The sequence below is a fragment of the Fenollaria massiliensis genome (assembly GCF_000312505.2).
Taxonomy (GTDB): Bacteria; Bacillota; Clostridia; order Tissierellales; family Peptoniphilaceae; genus Fenollaria; species Fenollaria massiliensis.
In genome coordinates this window covers 165,474-186,633 of sequence record NZ_HG326228.1, presented here as the reverse complement: position 1 = coordinate 186,633, position 21,160 = coordinate 165,474, and the positions used below count along the sequence as shown (strand labels likewise).

20 protein-coding genes are annotated in these 21,160 nt (G+C 33.8%); 3 read left to right on the top strand and 17 right to left on the bottom strand.

The window, feature by feature from the left end; all coding sequences use genetic code 11:
• Genes BN30_RS07820 through BN30_RS07810 form a run of 3 tightly spaced genes read right to left on the bottom strand, consistent with a single transcriptional unit; the run spans position 1 to position 6,304 of the window.
• A complete protein-coding gene (locus BN30_RS07820; protein ID WP_019214953.1) occupies positions 1–2,928 on the bottom strand; it encodes a UvrD-helicase domain-containing protein in 2,928 nt (975 codons plus the stop codon).
• Positions 2,928–5,354: a PD-(D/E)XK nuclease family protein gene (locus BN30_RS07815; RefSeq protein WP_019214952.1), complete on the bottom strand. Its 2,427-nt coding sequence runs from the start codon at positions 5,352–5,354 to the stop codon at positions 2,928–2,930. Before BN30_RS07815 ends, BN30_RS07820 begins: the two co-directional genes overlap by 1 nt.
• Complete coding sequence (locus tag BN30_RS07810) at positions 5,351–6,304, bottom strand: pseudouridine synthase (protein WP_019214951.1); 954 nt, start codon at positions 6,302–6,304, stop codon at positions 5,351–5,353. Before BN30_RS07810 ends, BN30_RS07815 begins: the two co-directional genes overlap by 4 nt.
• 89 nt (positions 6,305–6,393) lie before the next feature.
• Between BN30_RS07810 and BN30_RS07805 the strand changes: the two genes are divergently transcribed.
• Entirely contained in the window at positions 6,394–7,011 is a 618-nt protein-coding gene (locus BN30_RS07805) for an MltG/YceG/YrrL family protein (protein WP_019214950.1), read from the top strand.
• A 46-nt stretch (positions 7,012–7,057) separates the two neighbouring features.
• Here BN30_RS07805 and BN30_RS07800 read toward each other — a convergent pair whose 3' ends face one another.
• From BN30_RS07800 to BN30_RS07790, 3 genes are read right to left on the bottom strand one after another with little or no spacing between them, the layout of a single operon-like run.
• Positions 7,058–7,708 carry a DNA alkylation repair protein gene (locus BN30_RS07800; protein WP_019214949.1) on the bottom strand — a complete coding sequence of 217 codons (651 nt, stop codon included), beginning with the start codon at positions 7,706–7,708 and terminating at the stop codon, positions 7,058–7,060.
• A 4-nt stretch (positions 7,709–7,712) separates the two neighbouring features.
• A complete protein-coding gene (locus BN30_RS07795; RefSeq protein ID WP_019214948.1) occupies positions 7,713–8,186 on the bottom strand; it encodes a pyridoxamine 5'-phosphate oxidase family protein in 474 nt (157 codons plus the stop codon).
• A gap of 11 nt (positions 8,187–8,197) precedes the next feature.
• A complete protein-coding gene (locus BN30_RS07790) occupies positions 8,198–8,935 on the bottom strand; it encodes a carbon-nitrogen hydrolase family protein (protein ID WP_019214947.1) in 738 nt (245 codons plus the stop codon).
• A 174-nt stretch (positions 8,936–9,109) separates the two neighbouring features.
• On the opposite strand from BN30_RS07790, the gene BN30_RS07785 reads away from it, so the two are divergent.
• Positions 9,110–10,051, top strand: a complete 942-nt coding sequence (locus BN30_RS07785) for a hypothetical protein (RefSeq protein WP_019214946.1) — start codon at positions 9,110–9,112, stop codon at positions 10,049–10,051.
• A gap of 174 nt (positions 10,052–10,225) precedes the next feature.
• Here the strand turns inward: BN30_RS07785 and BN30_RS07780 are convergent, their stop codons facing one another.
• From BN30_RS07780 to BN30_RS07765, 4 genes are read right to left on the bottom strand one after another with little or no spacing between them, the layout of a single operon-like run.
• The gene (locus BN30_RS07780) at positions 10,226–10,711 is read right to left on the bottom strand and encodes a dihydrofolate reductase (RefSeq protein WP_019214945.1); all 486 of its coding nucleotides are present in this window, start codon (positions 10,709–10,711) and stop codon (positions 10,226–10,228) included.
• Positions 10,711–11,682, bottom strand: coding sequence for a phosphate acetyltransferase (gene pta / locus BN30_RS07775; protein WP_019214944.1), 972 nt, complete (start codon positions 11,680–11,682; stop codon positions 10,711–10,713). Before pta ends, BN30_RS07780 begins: the two co-directional genes overlap by 1 nt.
• 9 nt (positions 11,683–11,691) lie before the next feature.
• A complete protein-coding gene (locus BN30_RS07770) occupies positions 11,692–12,228 on the bottom strand; it encodes a chromate transporter (RefSeq protein ID WP_019214943.1) in 537 nt (178 codons plus the stop codon).
• A 4-nt stretch (positions 12,229–12,232) separates the two neighbouring features.
• Positions 12,233–12,757 (bottom strand): chromate transporter, encoded by a 525-nt coding sequence (locus tag BN30_RS07765; RefSeq protein ID WP_019214942.1) that lies wholly within the window; start codon positions 12,755–12,757, stop codon positions 12,233–12,235.
• Between the two features lie 115 nt (positions 12,758–12,872).
• Between BN30_RS07765 and BN30_RS07760 the strand changes: the two genes are divergently transcribed.
• Positions 12,873–13,388, top strand: coding sequence for a flavin reductase (locus BN30_RS07760; RefSeq protein ID WP_019214941.1), 516 nt, complete (start codon positions 12,873–12,875; stop codon positions 13,386–13,388).
• Between the two features lie 151 nt (positions 13,389–13,539).
• Here the strand turns inward: BN30_RS07760 and serS are convergent, their stop codons facing one another.
• From serS to BN30_RS07725, 7 genes are read right to left on the bottom strand one after another with little or no spacing between them, the layout of a single operon-like run.
• The gene (serS, locus tag BN30_RS07755) at positions 13,540–14,817 is read right to left on the bottom strand and encodes a serine--tRNA ligase (RefSeq protein WP_019214940.1); all 1,278 of its coding nucleotides are present in this window, start codon (positions 14,815–14,817) and stop codon (positions 13,540–13,542) included.
• A gap of 11 nt (positions 14,818–14,828) precedes the next feature.
• Entirely contained in the window at positions 14,829–15,743 is a 915-nt protein-coding gene (locus BN30_RS07750) for an ATP-binding protein (protein ID WP_019214939.1), read from the bottom strand.
• A 1-nt stretch (position 15,744) separates the two neighbouring features.
• Positions 15,745–16,812, bottom strand: coding sequence for a DnaD domain protein (locus BN30_RS07745; protein ID WP_019214938.1), 1,068 nt, complete (start codon positions 16,810–16,812; stop codon positions 15,745–15,747).
• Positions 16,787–17,377, bottom strand: coding sequence for a GNAT family N-acetyltransferase (locus BN30_RS09440; protein WP_019214937.1), 591 nt, complete (start codon positions 17,375–17,377; stop codon positions 16,787–16,789). Before BN30_RS09440 ends, BN30_RS07745 begins: the two co-directional genes overlap by 26 nt.
• A complete protein-coding gene (gene dnaB / locus BN30_RS07735; RefSeq protein WP_019214936.1) occupies positions 17,370–18,698 on the bottom strand; it encodes a replicative DNA helicase in 1,329 nt (442 codons plus the stop codon). The genes BN30_RS09440 and dnaB overlap by 8 nt, the downstream gene beginning before the upstream one ends.
• Positions 18,699–18,707: 9 nt before the next feature.
• Positions 18,708–19,151, bottom strand: a complete 444-nt coding sequence (gene rplI, locus BN30_RS07730) for a 50S ribosomal protein L9 (protein ID WP_019214935.1) — start codon at positions 19,149–19,151, stop codon at positions 18,708–18,710.
• On the bottom strand, positions 19,151–21,160 hold the full coding sequence (locus BN30_RS07725; protein ID WP_019214934.1) for a DHH family phosphoesterase: 2,010 nt from the start codon (positions 21,158–21,160) through the stop codon (positions 19,151–19,153). The genes rplI and BN30_RS07725 overlap by 1 nt, the downstream gene beginning before the upstream one ends.

Sequence of the window (21,160 nt, the reverse complement as noted above, 5' to 3'; positions counted from 1 at the left end):
CTACTCCATATCGATTAATTTATCTCTTGATAGAATAAATATTTTTGCTCTCGCCTCTTTTTTGAAAATATTTTTTACAGCATCCACATACATTTTCATCTGTGTTTTATAAATATTTTTCACAGTATCTTCATCGAGGCTAGTGACCTTGTAGTCAATTATTTCTACATGATCTCCGTATTCATCTAATCTATCAATAACTCCTGTGTATATTATATCATCTTTAATGTAATAATACTCGAATTCCTTATATGTTTTTGCATTTGTAACTGTTTTGTAAAACTTTTCATAATTTTTTGCGCATATACTTAGTAGTTCTTTTTCTTTTTCACTAAGTTTATAGCTTTCGGCTGATTCATTTAAAATCTCATCAAAGTTTTCTCCCTCATAAGCCTCACAAAATCTGTGAGCAGCAGATCCAAGAGATTTTCTATCGCTACCCTCTTCTAAAATATCTCTCTCGTCATCATATACCTTAAAGCTGTTGGCATTAAAATCATAAGCGTAGGCAGCCCTCGATGGTAGCGTCGCATATAAGCTTTGCCACTGAAGCTTTTCTTTAGTAATGAGATCATCCATTGACTCTTCTATATCTAATTTTTTTGCTTCAAGCGTCCTCTCTTCAAGATTTGCGTCTTCACTTTTGCCGTCCATGCCCTCAAGAAGCAGCGTAAATCCAGCACTGCCATTAGATTTGAATATAATTAGCTTTTCTTTAGCTCTTGTTAACATAACATAAAGATTTCTTTTCTTTTCTTCTTCATCAAGAAGATTATCTTCTTCTTGAGAAGATTTAAAATTTGCATAAAGATCTTTAAATCTTAAAAATATTTTGTCTCCAGATAGTTTTACAAAACCCTTGTCAAAATTCTTTCTAAAATTTGTTTTTGCACATATAACTACTTTTGCTTCAAGACCCTTTGCCTTGTGAATGGTCATTATTCTTACTAAATCATCATTTTCACTGATATATGATGCCTCTGATGCGCTTCTATTTCTTGATGCAAGCAGAGCATCGGCAATATTTTCAAAATTTGTAATGCCGCTGTCATAATAAGTAGAAATTTTATTTATAAAACTGCGGATATTGGCATAAGCTTGTGGAGCTCTATTTCTATGCAAAATTTTTTCGATGTAATTAGTATTTTTGATAAAAGTCTTAATGACTTCATCAAGTCTTTCATCATCTTTCATCGATATATATAGATTTAGTTCTTCTTTATAATTTTTAAACTCATCTCTATCTTTAATCGTAAAAATCTCGTCATCATCAAGCGCGTAGACGCTGCTTCTTAAAAGCGCAATCAAAGAAAGTTCATCTTCATATCTTAAATAATGAATAAAATTATATATATCTTCAATCTCATCTCTTGAGTTAAGCGATATGCTCGCATTGTTATAAACAGGGATATTCACAGACTTTAGCATCTTTTCTATGGCTTCTGAGCTGTTATTGTTACGAACTAGTATAACTATATCCTTAAAAGCCTCTCCCTTCTCGTGTAAATCAATAATTTCATTTGCTATAGCACGCGCCTCATCGTCCCTTTCTCTGTCCTTTATATAATTAATTATTTTAACTTCGCTATTTACAATATCTCCCTTTGCTTCAAGATCTACATAGCCTGGCATTTTAGCATTAAATAGCTTATTTACACTTGAAATAATTTCTTTACCAGTCCTATAATTATCGTTCATCAATATACAAGTGGAATTTTTATCATCTTTCTCAAAATCTTCTCTAACTGAGTTATATAGACTCACGTCGGCTCCTCTAAATGCGTATATAGACTGCTTAAAATCACCAACGACGAAAAGCCTGTTTTTGCCAAGTATATCATTTAATAAATAATAAATTTCTTTTTGTATAGGTGATGTATCTTGAAACTCATCGACCATGATGTAGCTAATTTTTGATTTGATAAATTCGCGTAGCTCTCTTTGCTTTAATAAATCTCTAAATAATATTTCTAGGTCGTTAAAATCAAGAACCGCTTCTTCTTTTTTAATGCTTTTATATTTTTCGTGAATAGACTCAAGCAAATTAAAAAATTCATCATAATAGTCTAGCTTAGCTATCTCAAGTGCGCTGAGTATATAAATTGCGCTATTTGTGATGCTGTCGTATTCATCTTCTAATTTTTTATTTTGTCCTATATCATAAGCAAAAATCTTTATAAGATTAATATCGCTATCACTTACGCCATTATTTTTTAAATTATTTATGGCGGCTTCATGCTTATTAATCATTTTAAATAAAGTAGCTCTATCTGTTAATTTGCCCTTCACCTCAGCGATTGTATTTAGCATAGTATTAATGGCTTCATTTATCTTTTCTTCATTGTTTATTTCTTTAAGAAAAGTTTTAGTGTTATCGCATAATTTAGCTATATCCATGCCCATAGTTTTATTTGCAATTGCATTAAGACTAGAAACAAAATCATCGTCATAATTTTTTCCAAGCGCCTTAAAAAAATCATCATAATTTTTTTCTTCAAGCGCTTCTCTTATCGCTCTATCAAGTAATAATTTTGCCTCATCCTCTTCGGCTACCTTGGCGCGCGGATCGATCTTTGCAAGCAAAGGCAGTGATTTAAGCATCTTTAGTGCAAATTGATGCACGGTTGAAATGCTTGCGAAAGGCATATTATTATAATAAGCTTTAAATATTTCATCTGTTTTTGCTTTTTCATAAATAAGTTTTGAGATTCTTTCTTTAAGCTCGTTACTTGCCTTCTTTGTAAATGTTATAGCCACTACCGAAGAAAGTACATCCTCATTTTTTATTCCGTCAAAATTCCCCTTGTCTAAGATGTTTACATATCTATTGACAAGTACAGTAGTTTTTCCAGTACCTGCAGAGGCATCGAGTAAAACGTTTTTATCTATGGTATTAGCAGCCAAAGCTTGCTTTTCATTTAATTTCATCACTCTCTCCCCCTCTTACAAATATTTTTAAACTCACAAAACGCAGGACAATCACTTTTCTTTCCACTCTTGATTATAGGGAAATTATAGCTCTTCACGCCTGATATTATCTCACTAATAATTTCTTCAGCATCATCTTGTATTGGCGCCATAGTTTCTATTTGATCATCAAATTTGGATATGCCTATAAAGGCTGCATCTATATCTACGCCACTTGGCTTGTAATATAAGGAATAAGAGATGAGCTGCGAATCATGTGTCTTTGTGCTAGAGCTTTTTTTATAATCGATTAATAAAAGTTTTCCAGATAAAGTATCCTCGTCGACCCTATCTATCTTTCCTCTAATTTCATAGCCATCGACATAAATTTTTATTTTTTTCTCAAGCTCTTTAACGACATAGTTTGATTTTTTCATTCTTTCTTCATCATAAATAATAAAATCTTTTATATAAGTTTCAATATTTTCAAGCTCAAAACCATAAACATCGGCATATTCGTTAGTCTTTTTGATTAATTCCATAGTTTTTTCAAGCAGAGCCTCATCGTATATAACTTTTTTACCAATAAAATTACTATAATAAATTTCTAAAACTTTATGCATGTAAGTACCAATGTTTCTTGCCTTCATATCGACCTCGGCTGGCTCTATGCCATAGATGTATCCTAAAAGTGCTGAGTATGGACAAGTGTCGTAAGCACCTAAGAAAGAAACGCTAAAGCCATTGTTCAAAAATTCATCAACCTTTGCCCTGGTAGAATAATTTTCAAACTTTCCGTTGTATTTTGATGCTTCGCCTTCATTTCTAAGCTTATTTATCTCGTCGTAATCAGGATATTTAGTTTTGCTTAATCCTTTGTAAGCTTCTATATATTTCTTTTGCTCAGGATTTGTAGCAAGCATAGGACTTTTTTCAATCGCATTAAGACTATCAAGTGCAATCCATTTATTAATTTTATTCTCTTCATCAAATATATAAAACTCATTAAATAAAGATGAAGCGCCTTGATCTGAATCAGATAAAGTCTTCGCTGAGTACGATATAGTGAGCTTCTCATCAGTCGCCTTAATCAGTTTTTTCATCAAATTCTTCGACAGCCTTGACATGTACTCGCTTTTATCGTAGCCAATCTCATTATAAATATTGTCGAGCAAAAAGTTTTCGCTCATGCTCTTTGGAAAATTATCCATATTTGCTCCGATTATGTAGATTAGTTTATAATGCCTAAGTGTGTCAAAATCCGCTGTGTATATGGATACGCCAAAAGGCACTCTGTCTTTTTCTCTGTAAACCTCATACTTAAAAGCTATCTTTAATAAATCAATCCAAGTTTCTTTGCTAATGGCCTTGCCATAAATCTCTTCAATTGCTGCAATTATTTTTTCAAATTTATCTAAAAGCATCTCATCAGCTGTGTATTTATTTATCATCTCTAAAATGGATTCGCTTGTCATAGCCTCGTCGCTCGCATTTATATTGTTAAACAATTTTTCTTGCCAAACTATGTCTTTTAGATAAATGACGCTGTTTTTATTTATGGGTATCTCATAAGCATTAAGCATATAAGTAAGAGATATTTCTTCTGATTTATCCATAAGATAGATGAGCGCATCGCCATAAGCGTAGCCTTCTTTTAAAACTTTTTCTTTTATATCGGTCAAAGCGTAGTCAAGCTCAGCCTCAACTGAGTCTGCACGCACAAAATTTATTCCATCTGTATCAATAATTTCTTCATTAAATAATTTTTTTGCTAATTTTTCAAAATGGCCACTATTATCTTCATCAAGATGAACTTCATCAGCATTTTCTTTTAAATAAGCCATTAAATCATCTGAAGCAAAGTCTTCTTCAATGAAAATTTTAGTTTTTTTATCAAGACTCTTCGCCATATCAATCAAATAACTTAGCTTTTTATTTATTTCATTAAAGCCAATAAAGTATATGGCGTCCGCATTTTTTATCTTTAAAGGGTCAAGCTCAGCAGTATCGTTCATGCCAAGATATCCGCCCTCCTTGATTAAAGACTCGTAGTCTTCGTAAATTTTCTTGTATTCGCCGCCATGCACAAGTAAATCAATATCTTTTTTGCTAGCGTCCTTAATCGCTTCGTAAATTAAATCCATATACGACGGATAAGATAAAAATTCCATCTCATCTTTATTCATCTCAATAATTTTTTTAATTATAAGGCGCATGCTTAAATCAGATAAAAATTTATAGCTTCCCTTTGCATATCTTAAATAAAATTCATCTATGCTTAAAACGCTTGTGTTTAAGAGCATTCCAAGTTTTTTCAAACCCTCTTGAACGATAAAGTCTTTGTACTCAGTATTTTTTGTTAATATAAGAGTTTTGCCGCCCTCATCCATTTGCATGGCGCTAAAAAGGTTCGCAGCGTCTTTCTTTATTTCATATACGGATATCACTTGAGCAAAACCTCCTTGACTTTATCGTAAGTAGCCCAGTTATGCGCATAAAATTCTTTATTTGATAAATAATTAAAAAATCCATCAAGCTCTGGAAAAGAAATTTTATATGAGTAAAGAAGCTGATTATTGATTATATTTGCAAGCCTTGCATTTATCGCTGCATCGCCATACTTTCTGTCGCCAACGATTGGATGCTTTAAAGTTTTTAGGTGAAAACGTATCTGATGAGTCTTTCCAGTTAATAAAAGTACCTCGAGCTCAGTAAAATTATTTTTCATGTAAATGGACTTAAAATGAGTTATCATCTCAGAACCGTCATCAGATAGCTTCATCATATTTTTCTTTTCGTTCTTTTCGTAATTCACTTCAAAAGTTTCGTCAACATCAAAATTCCCTTTGACAATAGTTTTGTAATATTTATTTATCTTTCTATCTTTAATAAGCTTAGTCATCTCTTTAAGCGCTTCATAATTTTTACAGCCAATCAAAAGGCCCTTAGTGTTCCTATCAAGCCTATTGGCAAGGGCTGGCCTAAAAGTATTTTCATTACGAGGGAAAAATTCTTTCTTGTCTATAAGATACTTAATAAAGCTATCGACAACATTTTTCTCAAAGCCGTCCTTAGTAGCGTGACTTAAGACGCCTTCATCCTTATCGATGATGGCAATGTTTTCATCCTCATAAACTATATTCAAATCAATGATATTTGGGTTAAACCTCTTTGGCGCTTCGCAAAATTTTTCAAAAGTTTCGTCTGAGAAAAATACTTTTATCACGTCACCAGTTAAAATTCTCTCGTCTCCGCTCGCTTTTTTGCCGTTTAAAACTATATTTTTCTTTCTAAGCATTTTCATGAGAAAGGACTTTGTCGCATTTGGAAAAAATTTCACTAAGAAGCGATCAAGTCTTTGATCATTATCATTTTCATTAATTTTTATCTCTTTCATCATTTTCACCTTTTATTTTTCTATAATATATGATATAATTATAATACAAAGTATAAAAAAAAGAAAGTTTAATAATAAGAGGTGTAATAATGAATTTTTGGGAAAAATTTAAAGACTTTTTGTATAACTCGATTGATTACATAATCATGCTCATAGTAATCATAGCTGTTGTATGCATAATCAGCTGGAGACTTGACATCTTGTTTGTTAACAATGGTGCTAACTCTACTCTAACTAAAAACATTGAGAATAATAATGAAGATAATAAAGTGGTTGAAAATATAGACGGCGATCAAGATAACGAAGCTACTAACGAAGACAACGGAGAAAAAGTTAAAGAAGGTGCAGATAGTAAAGCTCCTGCAGAAACAGCCGGAGACGAAAAACCAACTGATGAAGAAGCTCCTGTTGAAACAGTAGGCGATGCAAAAGATAATGAAGAAAAACCAGAGGAAAAACCTGCAGAAAAAGCTGAAGAAAAACCAGCTCAAACAGGAACAGTTGAGGTCAATATACCTGCTAAGTCTTTACCAGGCGAGATAGGTAAGATACTTGAGCAACAAGGCGTTGTATCAAGCGCAACAGACTTCGTTAACAAGTGCGTTGAGCTAAAACTTGATACAAAATTAAAATCAGGTAAGTTCACAATAAATAAGGGAGCAAGCCTTGATGATGTCGTTAAGATTATCGCACAAATTAAGAAATAAGATAAAAGCCAGAGATAATTCTCTGGCTTCATCTATATATTATATATTATTTTTTAAGTGACTCACGAATTTTTTGCCGAGTCCTCTTTTTTATATCTTCATTAAGACTTGCACTAGATAAATATTTATTTATCTTATCCTTATTTTTGAAATAAATTTCACAAATTAGCCACGCCGCCGCCATATTTACATAATAAGTATCTAGCTTAATTATTTTTATTGCGTCAAGAATTTTTTCTATATGGTCATCGTCATTAAATTTTTTATTCATAATGACTAGGCCAAGGCGAATTGTATATTCATCTTCACTATGCACATAGCTTAGCACCTTATGAAAAATCTCTTCGCGATGCGCTTCATCAATAATTATTTCACCTGCGATTAAGTCCGTCACTTCCCAGCTATCGATGTACGGAAGAAATTCATCAAGCGTGTCCATAGCTTCATCAAAGCCCTCGCTCATCTTAAAAAAGCAAAGCGCATATAAAAGTTTTTCCTCTCTATAATAAAATTTTGCCTCGTTAAAAATTTCAATACTGCAAGTTTTTTTGATTTTTTTAGAAAGACGCCTTAAAGCTCCCATGCGCACACCGATGATAGTGTCTTTATTAATATTTGGAACGAGCTTAGCTATAAAATCCTTGTACTTTGCATCAGAATTTTCTTTTAGCTCAAAAAGTACATCTTTATAAATCATAATTTTATGCCTTTGCCTTGCAAGTTAATTCTTTCACGCAAATTTTAAATACACGCGTTCTAGGTATAGCAGCTCTTGCATAAACAAATTTTTCGCTCGGAATATGATACTTTTGCACTAAAACTTCAAGTGCCTCCTCTTTTTCGTCATAATCATTAATTTCATAAACCTCGCCCCTGCCTATGATGGACTCGTAATTCATAGTGCAGTAGCCACGCTCCTTGTCCATAATAAGCTTATGATTCGCACTCATTTGAAAGCTCACAGCAGCGCCATCTTTTAAATAATCATACTTCTTTCCTTCTCTTGCTCCGTGAATGAATAAAGTGATTTCGCCTTGGGCTTCGCTCACGCCAAAATTAACAGCTAAGATATATGGCGAGATCTCGTCGTTAAAGGCAAGAACTACATCGTCACAGTCTTTCATTATTCTAAGGATTTCATTTATATCCGTAACTTCTCTATCTGCTCTTCTCATAATTTTCCTCCTTAACTAATTTCAATTTTAAGTACCGCTTCAGCGCCCGATGGCACCTCTTTAATGATTTTGCCACCATCAAAATAACAAGCACCACCCTTAGAAATGTATGGCTCATCAAAATCGTAGCACACAGAATTTACATATAGTACAGGCGATTTTAATTTATCCGCTTGCACTGCATACTCAAACTTTTCTTCTTCGTTCCAAACGTGCGGCTCAAAATCAGTATAAACAGGCCAAAGAACTAAATCCTTTTCAATATCAGCCGCTTTTTGAATAAGTTCATCGTGCCAAAAATCACCGCAGATGCCGACTAGAATTTTTTTATCATCAAAATCAAAAGCGTGAAAACCATCGCCTTCCTTGTAGTGAGCGCCCGCTATTGGCTCTTTCCATCCATCAGATACTCGCCTAAAAACGTCCATTATTTCGCCAGTTTTGCCAATGGTGATCATCGATGAATAAATAGCGTCATCAGATTTTTCAATCATGCCAAAGCTAACAGCGATAGAATTTTCTTTCGCAGCAAATTTTATCTCATTAATAATGTCATCATTTATATCTATGGCAATCGCCTTGTCCTTTTCATAGTTCCAAGACAGAGCCTCAAAACCATGCAAAAAAGACTCGCCAAATACAAGTAGGTCCGCCTTGTGAGCGTATTCACGCATAGATTTTATAATAATATTTTTGTTTTGTTCAAGGTCCTTCGTTTTAAACGCTAAAGACATAAGATTGATTTTCATAAGATGACCTCCTTTTTATTAATTATATCATAAATAAGTCTTAAAACATAAAAAATCTGCCCCATAAGGAGCAGATAAAAAATATATATATGAATTTTACACTTAATTAATATATTTTTACATTTTTCTTTACAATATATATGTATAATGAATCAATCATAGGGGTGTAAATCTATGAAAAAAATTTTTTTATGTATGAGCTTAACTATTATGTTGCTTATCTGTTCATCCTGCTCAAGTGATAAGCCTAACGACAAAGCTAAAACAAATAGTGAAACAAAGATAGCGAGTGAAGATAAAAAAGAAGCTAGCTCAAGTACCGAAAAAAAGGAAACATCTGAAGAAAGCTTAAATGATGCGGCAAATGACGATAGTCTAGTCAAAGATACTGTATGGCAAGTTGAAATGACTGATAATGATAAAGAGTGGATAGAAAAAAATATTAAACTGCTTTGTTCTAAGGATATTGACAAAATAAAGTCAAGCCTAGCCGGCAGTGCAAAAACTGCGGTAGATAAAGATCCAAATCTAATTATAGAGGCGCTAAAGCCACTAGAAATCTCTGGCGATATTGTAAAGATTGAAAAGGTATCAATTGAGTCAGGTCAAGATGGAGATGGCAGCAAGGCTTACATCTACCAAGCACTATGCCAAGGCGAAAAGAAAAAGATATATTTTAATCTTGCAAGAAATATTGCTAATCAGCTTATAAGTTTCCAGCTAAGTACGGCAGACTTTGAAGAAAATCAAGATGAGCTAAAAGAAAAATACAAGGCATTTATAAATAAATCGCTTGAGGTCATTGGCACAGTCAAGTCTAAAGACTACGAAGCATTCAAAGCATACTTTGGTAATGTAGGTGCAAAAGAAGAAGACATTAAAAATCTATATGATATGATTCTTAATGATATCGATTCATTAAATAGCAATTCCTCAAAGCCTCAAATTAATATTGCAGAAAAAGAAGCAAAGGATGTTTTTGCTGATAAAAGTATGCAAGGCAAAGCTATCGAGATACTAATTAAGTATTTGGGCGATGCTACTAAACCAATACTTTATTATGACTTTTTTTACGATGAAGATATGAACATATACAATCTTACTTATCGTAGATAATTAAGATTCCCCATCAAAACTCTTAAGTGTAATACTTGAGAGTTTTTTATATAATTCAAAATAAGAAGTGACTTTTTAATAAATTATTTTAAATAATATGCACTTCGTAAATAATCTATATGCAAAATAAAACCCTCTCTACTGCTTTAGTAAAGAGGGTTTATATTGATAATTTTATTTCTTTCTAATATACTTTCGATACTCAAACTTCATTCCGTCATAATCATGTTCTTCGCTAATCTCAATTAATTCAAATCCTTCATCCTCATCCAAATTTCTCATCACAGTATCATAAGGCTCAAAATCTTTTTTAATAAAAGTTATCTCTGCCTCGTCCACCTCATCTATGAGCTGATCGATGAGACTTGCTCCGCCAACTAAGAAAATTTTCTTGTCTTGATACTTTTCTTTTATCATCTCTCTTAGCTCATCAAGGCTGTGGGCAATGTGAGCACCATCCACATCTTTAAGTGAGCGCGAGACGATAATCGTTTCTCTGCCAGGAAGTGCGCCTGTCGCGTCAAAAGTTTTTCTGCCCATGAGTAAAACTCCGCCCATGGTCATCTCTTTAAAGCGCTTTAAGTCCTCGGGTATCCTTGTAAGCATGTCCCCTTTGTAGCCAATCGCCCATTTGGCGTCGACCGCCATTACAAGTATCATTATATTGCTTGTTTTGCTGTGATTAAAGCTAGTTTGTAAACGTCGTCTGAGTTACATCCTCTTGATAAATCATTAACTGGGCTGTTTAATCCTTGAAGTATAGGTCCTATAGCATCGTATCCGCCAAGTCTTTGAGCAATCTTATAACCAATGTTACCTGCTTCTAGTGATGGGAATATAAATACATTAGCATGACCTGCGATGTCTGAGCCTTTTGCCTTCTTTTCAGCAACTGTTGGTACAAAAGCTGCGTCAAATTGAAGCTCACCATCAACTGCTATGGATGCGTCTCTTTCTTTAACTATTTCAAGTGCATTTATAACTTTTTCTGTTTCATCTGACTTAGCGCTGCCCTTTGTTGAGAAACTTAGTAGAGCGATCTTTGGATCAACGCCAAAGCTCTTTGCTGTCATGTTTGAAAGAATTGCTGTTTCTGCGATATCGTCTGAGTCAGGTGCTATGTTGATAGCGCAGTCAGCGAAGATATATCTTTCAGCGCCTTTAACCATTACGAATACGCCTGAAGTTTTTTTGTATCCTTCCTTCATCTTAATGATTTGAAGTGCAGGTCTAACTGTATCGCTTGTTGCATGTGCAGCGCCTGATACAAGTCCATCTGCCTTTTTCATATATACTAAGATAGTTCCGAAATAGTTAACGTCCTTTAGAAGTAGTGCTTTAGCGTCTTCAAGAGTGATTTTGCCCTTTCTTCTTTCAAAAAATGTTTGAGCCATCTCGTCTATGTCTTTAGCTTCAGCTGGGTCGATGAAATTGATATTAGCTAGGTCTTTGCCTATAGCTTTAGCAGCCCCCTCTACCTCACTTCTCTTACCTAGAACTATTGGTTCTAAAATATTTTCTTCTTTTAATCTGAAAGCAGCCTTTAAAACTCTTTCATCTTCACCTTCTGGAAAAACAATAGATGGATGTTTTTCTTTTACTTCAACTTTTAATTCTTCAAATAAATCCATAATAACCTCCTATTTATTCTTGATAAATTTATCCTTGCTAAGTGCAATCACAACTCCGCCAATAATTACGAAGATGGGATTGACATCTAAAAATACTACTATTAAAAAAGCTAAAGCGCTTATTGCGTATTCAAATTTATTTAAATGTGCTTTTTCAACTAAGCCTACAAGTGCTGCAAACACTAGTGCACATACGACTGGTCTAACGCCTTTGAAGGCCGCTTGCACATAAGTATTATCTTGAACGCCCATAAAAAAGTGCGATATAACTAGTATTATGATAAAGCTTGGCAAAACTGCGCCTAAAAATGCAGCGAGTGCGCCTAAAAAGCCATATATTCTGTAGCCAACTAGTATGGAAATGTTTGCTGCGATAGGCCCTGGTGCTGTCTGCGCAAGGCTTATCGAGTCTATGTACTCTTCGTCTGTCATTAATTTTTTCTTAGTAACTATCTCACGCTCGATAATTGGTAGCATGGGAAAGCCGCCTCCTAAGGTGAAGGCACCTATTTTAAAAAATGTTATAAATAAATTGATTATCTTCATCTAATCACCTATAAATAAATATGCCGACCACAAAACCTATAGCCATGATAAGTATTGGGTTTAGTTTTTTCACTCTAACTAGTATGAAGGCGATTATCGCTATAATTACTGATTTGTAATCAATTATCGCTCCCTTGCCAATGGTTACAACAGCTGCTAATACAAGTGCTAAAACAACTGGTCTTATACCTCTGATTGAGACTTTTACAGCATTTGATTCTCTAAATTTATTTATTGTTAAAAATATTATACTCATTATAATAAAGCTTGGTAGTGTCACTCCAAGTGTAGCGACAACGCTTCCTAAAAAACCTGCTAATTTATTGCCGATGAAGGTTGCTGAGTTAACTGCGAATGGGCCAGGTGTTGTTTGTGCGATGGCAACTATATCTATAAAATCTGAGTAGCTTATCCAGTGAAGACCATTGATGATTTCTTTTTCAAAAAGTGGCATCATAGCATAGCCTCCGCCGAAACTAAAGAGGCCTATCTTGAAAAACACTAAAAATATTTTGATTAAAAAATTCATATACTCACCAAAAACTATTATATCACAAAGAGACATATTTTTCTAGACTCGCAAGGTAAATTTTAAGTAATAAATTTATAGTCTTTGTGATATAATTTATCTAAGGGGTGATGGTATGAGCTTAAAAGCTATTGATATTAAAGAATTAAATTTTAATCCAATGACGCTGATTGGCAAGGAATGGATGCTTGTGAGTGCCGGTAATGAGAAGGCATTTAACACAATGACTGCTCAGTGGGGTCACTTAGGAGCGATTTGGAACGGTGATATGCCAACGTCAGTTATTTACTTAAGACCGCAAAGATATACGAGGGAATTTGTTGACAAGAATGATTATTATACGCTAAGTTTTTTTGACGCATCTTACAAAAAGGATTTATTATATCTTGGTACTCATAGTGGTCGCAACGAAGATAAACTCTCTAAAACATCTTTAACGCCTGTTTTTAGCGATAAAAGCGTTTATTTTAAAGAAGCTAAAATGGTTTTGGTATGCAGAAAAGTTTATAAGGGCGTTTTGCACGAGGAAGGCTTCATCGATCAATCCATACTTAAGAAAAACTACCCAGAGCGTGATTTTCACTATGTTTATATAGGTGAAATAGTAAAGGCTTATGTGAATGAAGAATAAAATATAATTATAAAAAGAGCTATGCGCATCGATTGATATGCATAGCTCTATATTTTTATTTAGCATAATTTTATTTTTAAGTAATTTAGTTTTTTCACCTAATTTAGTTTTTTCACCTAGTTTTGTTTTTTGAAGTAAATTTCTTTTTAAACTATTTTTCTTTTTTTACTATACGGTCCTTGCCAAAATATTTTTGTAAAGCTTTTGGTATAGTGATTGAGCCATCTTTATTTTGATAATTTTCTACAAGTGCTGCAAATGTTCTACCAACTGCAAGGCCTGAACCATTAAGTGTGTGAACGAAGTTTAATTTGCCTTCTTCGTTTCTATATCTAATGTTGGCTCTTCTTGCTTGGAAGTCCTCAAAGTTCGAACAGCTTGATATTTCAACGTATCTACCATAGCTTGGCATCCAAACTTCTATGTCATAAGTCATTGCTGATGAAAAACCTAAGTCGCCTGTTGATAATTGAACAACTCTGTATGGTATTTCAAGCTTTTGAAGAACCGCCTCAGCATCTGATAATAATTTTTGTAATTCATCATAGCTTGTTTCTGGTTTAACAAACTTAACAAGTTCAACTTTATCAAATTGATGGTTACGAATAAGTCCTCTGTTGTCTCTACCTGCTGCGCCCGCTTCTTGTCTGAAGCATGGTGTGTACTCAGTTATATTGATAGGTAATTGGCTCTCATCAACAATTTCGTCTCTAAGCATATTTGTTAAAGGTACTTCTGCTGTTGGCACTAAGAAAAAGTCTTTTGATGGTAAATAAAACATATCATCTTCAAACTTTGGTAATTGTCCTGTGCCTAGCATGGACGCTCTATTAACCATGAATGGAGTGCTCATCTCAGTATAATCTTGTTCAAGCGTATGAAGATCAAGCATGAATTGAATTAAGCTTCTTTCAAGTCTTGCTCCGTCGCCTTTAAATATAGAGAATCTTGATCCAGCTATCTTACCAGCTCTATCAAAATCAAGTATATCAAGGTCTGTTCCTAAGTCCCAGTGAGCTTTTGGCTCGAAATCAAACTCAGTTGGTGTGCCATATTTCTTTACTTCAACGTTATCACTATCATCCTTGCCAAAGACAACATCTTTATTAGGAACGTTTGGTATGCTTAGTAAGTACTCAGATATTTTGTCATCTATTTCCTTAACTTTTTGGTCATACTCCTTGATCTCGTTTGAAAGCTCTTTCATCTCTTCAAAGATTTGGCTAACGTCTTCACCAGCCTTCTTTAGCTTAGGTACTTCTTTTGAAATGGCATTTTGCTTTTGCTTCATTGTTTCAACAACGGTTAAAAGCTCTCTTCTCTTCTTGTCTTCTTCAAGAAGTTCTTCAATTGGGAAACTTCCGTGTCTCTTTTTTAAAGCTTCTAATACTTCTTCTGGATTTTTTCTAATTCTTTTTATATCTAGCATAAAATCACTCCTTATCTTAATCTTAAATCGCGTCCTTTAAAGCGATATATATAATAATTTGATAATATCCTTGACGATAGTCTCTCTCCATACTTTTCTTTTATTGCGTCAACATTTAAATTGCTTGTGATTAGCGTCTTTAAATTTTTACTTAGTCTATAATTTATCAAATCAAGTATAGATTTCGAGCTAACCTGTGTATCTATCTCGGTTCCAAGGTCATCAATGATTAAAAAGTCTGTGTTATAAAATAAATCTCTCTTAGTTACAGCGTCGCCATCGGCCTTGAATATAGCTTCGTTAATGGTTTGGCACATTTCATAAGAGCCCACGTATGTAACATTGATAAGCTTTTCTATAAGTCTCTTTGCAAGTGATACCGCCATAAATGATTTACCTGTACCAACGTCTCCAAAGAAAAATATGGATCTGTGCTCTTTATTAAAATTATCCGCATAAGACTCAAGACTCTTTTTTATCTCAATCATTTCATCTCTTACATCATCTGAAAATATATTGGCATCAAAATTTTCAAAACTTTTTTCTCTCATCTCAGTATTTAGTTCATTCGTCTCAAGCATTTTTTCTCTGAGCATATCGTCAATGCAGGAGCATCTCTTTGATTGATAAATGCCTGTATCTTCACATTTGTCGCAGTCGTAATGAACTTTGAAAGCATCATTAAGACCATAAGTCTCTATAAGTTTTTGTTTTTTAGCTTCTATATCAAGTATCTTTTTATTAATATCTTCATAATTTGTAAAATTCATAGACGCAAAATCATTAAGCACAGAATTTTTTTCGTTCTCAAGGCTTAAAAACTCAGGATATTTTTTATAAATAGCTTCTATCCTCTCGCTTCTCTCCCTCTCTCTAATGTTCTTAATATTCGCTTTTTGTCTATAAACATCATCTAACAAAGTCATGCTACTTCCTCCAATTGCCTTCATAGGTATCGCTTAGATAATCATCTGGGTACTCTCTCTCGTCAAAATCCTTTACTCTCGCCTTTGGCTTCTTAGTATTATTATTTTTTCTATCGGACCTATAAAGCTCATTCGTTCTTTCAGCGTCTTCAACTGTCTTTATGCCTTCTTTGTGCCAAGCTTCTAAGATTGCATCAAGATATGCGATAGAAGGCTTAGCTGTATATATAAAATTTTCAGCAGCTTTTAAAATTATATCATTGCCATAATTAAAATCGTCATACCACTTGTCTATGATTTTCTTTTCAAAATCAGATACATTTTTAAATGGCATTGCTAGTGACTGCATAAGTTTATTGTAATTTCTTTGGCTATCGTTCATCACGTTAAAATCGCTCATAACTTGAGAAAGATTTGTAAAACCCTTATCGTACCAATTCATGATGATGGTCTCAACATAAGCTGGTGACTTCTTCTTAAGTATATCATAAGCGTATGAGTAAGCATGTGATATCATCTCACAGCTGATATTGTAATCACGAAGCCACTTTATAATCTTAATCTTCTCTTGAGTATTAAGCGGCCTTCTGACTATGTGGGCGACGTCTTGGAACATCTTTTTTACGCCGTCGTCCTTATTTACTTCAATAATTAATTTAGTGTCGCTACTTAAGTCTCCTTCATCTATATCAAGCTCATCATCATAAGTATTTTGACTAAGAGAATTATTTGAGCTGTTCTTATCAAGTGATGAGCCGCTAAGATAAAGAGCTCTTAAATCTTTAAATAAGACACTAAAACTCAAGCTATCACCATCGTCATCGAAATCAACTATACCAACCGATTTCCAAAATCTCCAAGCTGATACGACATCTATGACAGGAATTTTTAAAACTTCGGCTATCTTCTCGTTGCTCGCCTCTATGTCATCGTCTTGCGCAAATCTTAACGCTAAAAGATAAACTTTAACGAAGGTTCCGTCCGCTTGAGGCATAAACTCACTGATAAATATATTATTAACTGATGTGTCTAATAAATTTGAATTAATTTTCTCTAGCGTGAAGCTCAAAAAACTCACCTCTCTTTATCTCATAAGTATATACATAAGAAAACAGCTCCCTGCCATTTTGTATAAACTCTTCTTCATTTTCTATGTATTCCTCTCTAGTTTTATCAATATCTTGAATATTAAATGTATCTAGATAATATGCCTTCTTAGTAAAACCTAATTTTTTATATAAATGTATGGCTCTCTCGTTAAACGCATTAACATCGAGCCATATTCTCTTAAATTTTAGTTCAATAAAAACAAAATTTAAAAATTCTACAAGTATTTTATAGCCATGGCCTTGATTTTGATAGCGTACGTCCATGACTATAGATAACTCAGCAGATTTTGTTAAAATATTTATCTCTTTCAGTCCAATGTAGGCAATAGCCTTATCTTCATAATAAATTGCAAAATAGCGCTTAAATATGCCCTTCTTAGTTTTAAGCCACTCTTTTATTTCCCAATCCTCTTCATAAATGAAGTCATAATCATTTAAAAGATAGTAATTGCCTCTCTCCCAGCCCCTAAACTTGTATGCGTCTTCAAGCTCTAAAGGCTTTATCCTGTATTTATTATTATTCATACGCATTCTTTGAAACGTCAAAGAACCTTGTGTATTCATCTTTCCAAATTAAGTTAACCACGCCAATAGGACCGTTTCTGTGCTTTGAAACGATTACTTCTGCTAAATTTGGATTTTCAGTTTCTTTGTTGTAAACATAGTCTCTATATAAGAACATAACTATGTCCGCATCTTGTTCTATGGCTCCTGATTCTCTTAAGTCCGAAAGTTTTGGTCTTTTATCTGGTCTTTGTTCAAGCGCTCTTGATAGCTGTGAAAGTGCTAAAACTGGTACGTCTAGCTCTTTAGCAATGGCTTTAAGGCCTCTTGATATTTGTGAAATTTCTTGAACTCTGTTTTCAATTCTTTCGCCAGTTGTCATAAGTTGTAAGTAGTCAATAACAACTAAATCTAAGCCTTCTTCCATCTTAAGCCTTCTTAATTTTGCTTTAAGCTCTATTAAAGAAATGGCTGCTGTATCATCTATATGAAGATTATAATTTGATAATTCATTTGAAGCAGTAATCAGATTGACAAGGTCCGTGCCTTCAAGCTCACCCTTGAATAAGCTAGATAAGTTCATTTGAGCAAATGCCGCTAAAATTCTTTGACCGATTTGTGTCTTACTCATTTCAAGAGAGAACATGGCAACTTTTTTGCCTGCCTTGGCTGCGTTTACTGCAAGGTTAACCGCAAGAGCAGTTTTACCCATGGATGGTCTCGCCGCTAATAACACTAGGTCTGATTTTTGAAAACCGCCTAAAAGTGAGTTAAGATCAGTAAAGCCTGTAGTTACACCGCTAAGCTCGCCTCTGTTTTGTACCCTCTTCATTATAGTTTGAACTGTTTCGCTCATAATATCTTCAAGAGCTGTTAATGAGTTTCTAAGACCTCCTTGAGAAATTTCAAAAAGTTCTTTTTCAGCCTTTTCAAGCACATTCTTCGCTGGCGATTTATCTTCAAGCGATAAAGCTTTTATTTCGTCAGAAAATTCTGCAAGACTCCTAAGTACAGACTTTTCCTTAAGTATATCTATATAAGCATCTTGATTTGAGCTAAGTCCTTCGTTATTTGCATAAATATTTGCAATATAAGTTATTGTATCAGCATCAATTTTTTCATTTCTTTCAAGTGTTTCTGTTACTGTCAATAGGTCTATGGGCTTGTTTAAAGAGAATAAAGTCCTAATCGCACTGAAAATCTTTCTATGAAGCTCGTTATAAAAATCAGCTTCATAAAGTCCTTCAATAGCTTTGACAGCAGCAGTTTTATTTTGCATTGCATTTGCTAAAACTTCCTGCTCAACTATTAAGTTGTTAGGTAATTCTCTTAAAACTTCCATATTACTCCCCTATATACTTATATTTACTCTTAAATTAGCTGTGATTTGTGGATAAAGTCTTAAAACTACAGTATATACACCTGCTTGTTTAATATTTTCCTTCATCTCTATCTTTCTTTTATCAATATCTAAACCAAATTCTTCAAGCAAAGCCTTTTGTATGTCTTGTGATGTAACTGCGCCAAATAATTTGCCAGTAGCGCCGCCTTCAGCCTTCATCTTAAGAACTTTCTTTTCTATATCTGCTTTGATCGCATTTGCTTCTTTAGTTTCTTTTTCGATTTTAGCTTTTAGTTCGGCTTGCTCTTCTTTCCATTGCTTTATGTTTTCATCAGTAGCTTCTAAAGCAAGTTTTTTGGGAAACAAGAAATTTCTTGCGTAACCGTCCTTACTATTAACCATCTCGCCTTTTTTGCCAAGGCCTTTAACGTCTTCAATTAGTATAACTTTCATTATTTAACACCTTCTTCTTTCTTAGATTCTTTTTCTTCGTCTTTATATTCTTTAATTTTTCTCTTTAATTCTTCAACAGCCAAATCAACTGATAAATCTATCCTAGTAGCTGCTTGATTTAAGTGGCCGCCGCCTCCAAGCTTTTCCATAATTAATTGTACGCTTATCTCGCCAAGTGATCTAGCTGATACATGCGTTTCATTATTTGAGATCTTAACCGCAACGAAGGAAGCCTTCATGCCATTGATACTTAGCATCTCATCTGCTGCTTGTGCCGCGATAAGTATTGAATTATCAACCTTATCTTCAAGTATACCGATAATTGTATCATCCATAAATATTTCTGACTGTCTAACTATGTCAGCCCTATTCTTAATAACCATGTAATCTTCTTTAAAGTATTTCTTAACTACTTCAGGATCAGCTCCAAACCTTCTAAGCATTGATGCTGCCTCAAATGTCCTTACACCAGTTTGAACAGTAAAATTCTTTGTATCAACTGTAATTCCCGCAAGTAATGCCTCTGCCTCAAACTTGCTTAAAACAACATTGTCAGTCATATATGTGAATAGCTCAGTTACAAGCTCTGCTGTACTCGATGCATAAGGCTCTAAAAATACAAGTTCAGTCGATTCAATAAATTCACCGCTTCTTCTATGGTGGTCTATAACTACCCTGTCTCTAATTTGATCAACTAAGTCTGGTGCCTCAGAGATGGATTTTTTATGATGATCGACAACTATAAGTAAAGTCTTGTCATCAATTAGTGAGCTAAGTTCAGCCTCAGTCCTTACAACGCCATTAAGACTTTTTTCTTCTTTAAGTCTAGCCATGATATTTCTAATACTCATATTAACTGAGTTAAGTGCGATATAGGCAGTCTTACCTCTCATTCTAACAAGCTTTACTACACCGATGGCTGAGCCGATTGCGTCCATATCAGCGTTTTTATGAGGCATGATAACTACGTTTGATGCGTCATCAATAAGTGATCTTAACGCGCCTCCAACTACCCTTGCCTTAACCTTAGTAGTTTTTTCAACTGCTTTTGATTTTCCGCCAAAATACTCGTAATTGTGTCCTCTTCTAAGAACTGCTTGGTCACCGCCTCTACCTAAAGCTATATCCATAGTGTTTCTAGCGATTTCATATTGCTTAAGAGGTGTCTCTCCATCAGTAGTTGCTGCGATTGATAGAGTTAGTGGTATTATGCTTTGCACTTTTAAATCACGAACCCTATCAAGAATATCAAATTTCTTTTGTATAATTTTTTGAAGATTTTCATTATTTGCAATGATTAAATATCTGTCGTCATCATATTTTCTAACAGTTGCTTCATAAGCGTTAAAATAATTTATGATTTCAGTCTCAACATTACCAGTGATAGTCGCTCTGGCGCTGTCCTCAACACTGCTCTTAACCTCATCAAGGTTATCTATATATAAAAGTATAGTCGCAATCTTTTCTTTGTCAATAGTGTCCTTTGCTTCTTTAAGGTCAGTTCTGTTAATCCAGTAAAGAAGAAGCATTTCTCTGTCTTTGCTGTCTTTTGATTTAACTTTATTAACATAAACTTGATAATAGTTATCTCTGTATAAAATTTTAAGTGGCTCATCGCCTGCGCTTAAAATTTCATTTAGGTTAAGTGATGATATAGCGTCAAGAATATTGTTTTCAGGCTCGCCATCAATTTCAAGCATTTTTATAAACTTACTGTTATACCAATTAATTTCACCATCTTGGTTAATGATAACCATAGGAAATGGCATCTTAAATACAGCTTGTTTTGTTAACGAGTCAATAGTTTCCTCTATATTTTCAAAATTCTTTTGCATAAGTGTAGTTTGATCTTCAAAATCTTGCAAAAATCTTATGTGTAGTGAAACAAAGATTACAAGCGCAATAAAACCTATGATGATATTTAATATCATAAGCAATATAACTAAAGCAAGCTCAAAAATCACTTCTATTAAATTTTCTTTTACATATGCTTCGATTTTTTTAAACAT

Bases quoted from the DNA above. Each gene is read 5' to 3' on its own strand.
- BN30_RS07820 (WP_019214953.1), bottom strand. From the start codon at position 2,928: ATGAAATTAAATGAAAAGCAAGCTTTGGCTGCTAATACCATAGATAAA.
- BN30_RS07810 (WP_019214951.1), bottom strand. From the start codon at position 6,304: ATGAAAGAGATAAAAATTAATGAAAATGATAATGATCAAAGACTTGAT.
- BN30_RS07805 (WP_019214950.1), top strand. From the start codon at position 6,394: ATGAATTTTTGGGAAAAATTTAAAGACTTTTTGTATAACTCGATTGAT.
- BN30_RS07800 (WP_019214949.1), bottom strand. From the start codon at position 7,708: ATGATTTATAAAGATGTACTTTTTGAGCTAAAAGAAAATTCTGATGCA.
- BN30_RS07795 (WP_019214948.1), bottom strand. From the start codon at position 8,186: ATGAGAAGAGCAGATAGAGAAGTTACGGATATAAATGAAATCCTTAGA.
- BN30_RS07790 (WP_019214947.1), bottom strand. From the start codon at position 8,935: ATGAAAATCAATCTTATGTCTTTAGCGTTTAAAACGAAGGACCTTGAA.
- BN30_RS07785 (WP_019214946.1), top strand. From the start codon at position 9,110: ATGAAAAAAATTTTTTTATGTATGAGCTTAACTATTATGTTGCTTATC.
- BN30_RS07780 (WP_019214945.1), bottom strand. From the start codon at position 10,711: ATGATACTTGTAATGGCGGTCGACGCCAAATGGGCGATTGGCTACAAA.
- pta (WP_019214944.1), bottom strand. From the start codon at position 11,682: ATGGATTTATTTGAAGAATTAAAAGTTGAAGTAAAAGAAAAACATCCA.
- BN30_RS07770 (WP_019214943.1), bottom strand. From the start codon at position 12,228: ATGAAGATAATCAATTTATTTATAACATTTTTTAAAATAGGTGCCTTC.
- BN30_RS07765 (WP_019214942.1), bottom strand. From the start codon at position 12,757: ATGAATTTTTTAATCAAAATATTTTTAGTGTTTTTCAAGATAGGCCTC.
- BN30_RS07760 (WP_019214941.1), top strand. From the start codon at position 12,873: ATGAGCTTAAAAGCTATTGATATTAAAGAATTAAATTTTAATCCAATG.
- serS (WP_019214940.1), bottom strand. From the start codon at position 14,817: ATGCTAGATATAAAAAGAATTAGAAAAAATCCAGAAGAAGTATTAGAA.
- BN30_RS07750 (WP_019214939.1), bottom strand. From the start codon at position 15,743: ATGACTTTGTTAGATGATGTTTATAGACAAAAAGCGAATATTAAGAAC.
- BN30_RS09440 (WP_019214937.1), bottom strand. From the start codon at position 17,377: ATGAATAATAATAAATACAGGATAAAGCCTTTAGAGCTTGAAGACGCA.
- dnaB (WP_019214936.1), bottom strand. From the start codon at position 18,698: ATGGAAGTTTTAAGAGAATTACCTAACAACTTAATAGTTGAGCAGGAA.
- rplI (WP_019214935.1), bottom strand. From the start codon at position 19,151: ATGAAAGTTATACTAATTGAAGACGTTAAAGGCCTTGGCAAAAAAGGC.
- BN30_RS07725 (WP_019214934.1), bottom strand. From the start codon at position 21,160: ATGTTTAAAAAAATCGAAGCATATGTAAAAGAAAATTTAATAGAAGTG.